Annotated in this window: 5 protein-coding genes; 4 read left to right on the forward strand and 1 reads right to left on the reverse strand. The window is 69.8% G+C overall.

Annotation, left to right across the window (positions count from 1 at the left end; genetic code table 11):
- Positions 1-577 (reverse strand): NuoI/complex I 23 kDa subunit family protein (locus I0C86_RS42645; protein ID WP_230395692.1); only part of this gene is annotated, 577 nt, incomplete at its 3' end.
- 156 nt (positions 578-733) lie between these two features.
- Between I0C86_RS42645 and I0C86_RS44715 the strand changes: the two genes are divergently transcribed.
- The 4 genes from I0C86_RS44715 to I0C86_RS44265 form a co-directional block, all read left to right on the forward strand.
- A complete protein-coding gene (locus I0C86_RS44715) occupies positions 734-1,048 on the forward strand; it encodes a Uma2 family endonuclease (protein ID WP_255527967.1) in 315 nt (104 codons plus the stop codon).
- 41 nt (positions 1,049-1,089) lie between these two features.
- Positions 1,090-1,347, forward strand: a complete 258-nt coding sequence (locus tag I0C86_RS44720; protein ID WP_255527968.1) for a hypothetical protein — start codon at positions 1,090-1,092, stop codon at positions 1,345-1,347.
- A gap of 209 nt (positions 1,348-1,556) precedes the next feature.
- Positions 1,557-1,850, forward strand: coding sequence for a hypothetical protein (locus tag I0C86_RS42655; protein WP_196206996.1), 294 nt, complete (start codon positions 1,557-1,559; stop codon positions 1,848-1,850).
- Between the two features lie 123 nt (positions 1,851-1,973).
- On the forward strand, positions 1,974-2,221 hold a 248-nt coding region (locus I0C86_RS44265), incomplete at its 3' end, for a hypothetical protein (protein ID WP_230395693.1).

The raw sequence follows: 2,221 nt of genomic DNA on the forward strand, positions 1-2,221 counted from the left end.
GCCGGGCCGGGCGCTGGGTGCGTACCGCCGGGCCGGTCGACCGGTCGCCGGCCGACCGGTCGCCGGCCGCGCCGGACGTGGCCGCCTTGCGCGCGGCGGCCTCCTCCTTCGACGGTTCACCGTTCGGGTCGTGCGCGGGCGGCGGCGGCACGGTGGCCATCCACTCCCCGAGGTGCTCCTTGTCGTGCAGCAGGTTCCGGATGTCGTACTCGGCGTACTCGAACTCCGGGGACCAGTAGAGCGCGTCGAAGGGGCAGACCTCGATGCAGATGCCGCAGTACATGCAGAGCGAGAAGTCGATGTCGAACTTGTCCAGCACGTTGCGCTGACGCGGCCGGGCCGCGCCGGGCACCGCCACCTCCTCCTTGTGGGAGTCGATGTAGATGCACCAGTCCGGGCATTCCCGGGCGCAGAGCATGCAGACCGTGCAGTTCTCCTCCGACAGCGCGATGACGCCCCGGGAGCGGGGCGGCAGCTCGGGGGCGACGTCCGGGTACTGCTGGGTGTGCGAGCGACGGGTCATCGTCTTCAGGGTGACGGCCAGCCCTTTCGCCAGCCCCTCGCCCGGGACGCTCATGCCCGCGCCCCGCCGGTACGTGGCGCCGCCGCGCTGCGCTCGCTCATGCGCCCCATCCTGCCGTGTCGGCCGTCCCGGCGCGACCACCCCCGGCCAGTTGAGGCGGTACCGTGGCTCTGGGTGACCCGCCACCCACCCGCGACAAGGAGTAGCACCATGACCGCGGCCCTGAGCGGCCGCTACCCGCCGGCTGGCGGGTGGACCACCGACGACCTCGACGTCATGTCCGACGACGGCCAACGCCGTGAGCTTCTCGACGGAGCCCTGATCATGGCGCCCTCCCCCACCGCGGCACACCAGACCATCGCCGGCCGCTTGATGGTCGCGCTCGAAGAGGACTGCCCGGACGAGTTCGACGTCACCCAGGGTGTCGAGGTACGGATCAGCCAGCGCCGCTCGTTCAATCCGGATGTCCTGGTCACCACGGCTGTGGCGGCGGCCCGGCGGACGTCGAGGTACGAGCCGCACTAGGTGGTGCTCGCGTCGAGATCGCCTCGGAGGGCTCCCAGTCGATGGACCGGATCCTCAAGCCGGCGCTGTACGCCAAGGCGGACATCCCCTACTACTGGCGCATCGAGACCGATGGCGGGCTGGTCGTGCACACCCACCGGATCGACCCGGTGGACGAGGTCTACGTGGAGACCGGCCGATGGACGAAGTTCGTCGACACCGGTGAGCCCTGGCCGATCAACCTACCGATCAGCCGCCTGATCCCCCTCGGCACCTCTAACCACCAGCTCCCACTTCAATTCGCTCGCCCCATTCCTTGATCGCATGAAGTCCGGCTGGATATAACGAGCCAGATCGTACGTGATCAATAGATACAGCGGGAGCGGGTTACCGCCGTCGGCAGTCGCTACCCGTCTCCTCGGCCGGAGTCGGGACATCCATGACGGACAACGAGGGTGTGGGGTCTCCACCCGGGAGCCGCACACTGCTCGATGGAAGCGACGGTGACGGACGGAAAGGACCTCCGACGATGCGGTTGACTGCTGACTCCGGCGCTCTGTTCGGCACGCGCGAGGCCGTACCGGCCGGGGCCGAGTTGGAGGCGATGGCCGACGTCGCCGACCGGCACGTACCCCTGAATGGCCACTGCCTGAGCTGCGGCTGCGCGGTGGGTGAGTCGGGATGGTGCTGGATCCGGGAGGTCGCCGAGCGGCGACTGAGCGGCGCCGTGCCGGCGCGGCACGAGTTGTCCACGCTGATGGGTCCGTATTCGCCGACAGAGCCGCCCGGAAGGGATCCGCGTGACATCTGGCGACGTGGTTGAGGGCGCAGGACCGCCACACGCTCCGGATCCGGAGTGCGGCGTGGCCAACCCGGCGAACGGCCGCACCTGTGTACTGCCCCCTGGTCATCGCCGGGCGCACCGCGACGAGGAGATGCGAGGCTGGTGGAGCGACTCGACTCGCGAGAGGCATTGATCCTCAGCGGCCATCTGGACGTCGCGGCCAGCGGCGAGCCCGTTCCACCCGAGGTCGTCCGGTCCCGCCTCGTCGAGGTGCTGAGCCGACATCGGATGATCGGCGGGCTATGTCAGGCGTGCGGCGAGCGGGCCGGTCCGGAGGGCCGGTGCTTCAAGGGCGCGGTAGCGATGGAATGGTGCCGGCAAAACCCACCCGCTGCCCCCGCCGCCTCCTG

The organism is Plantactinospora alkalitolerans (assembly GCF_015690345.1).
Lineage (GTDB): Bacteria > Actinomycetota > Actinomycetes > Mycobacteriales > Micromonosporaceae > Plantactinospora > Plantactinospora alkalitolerans.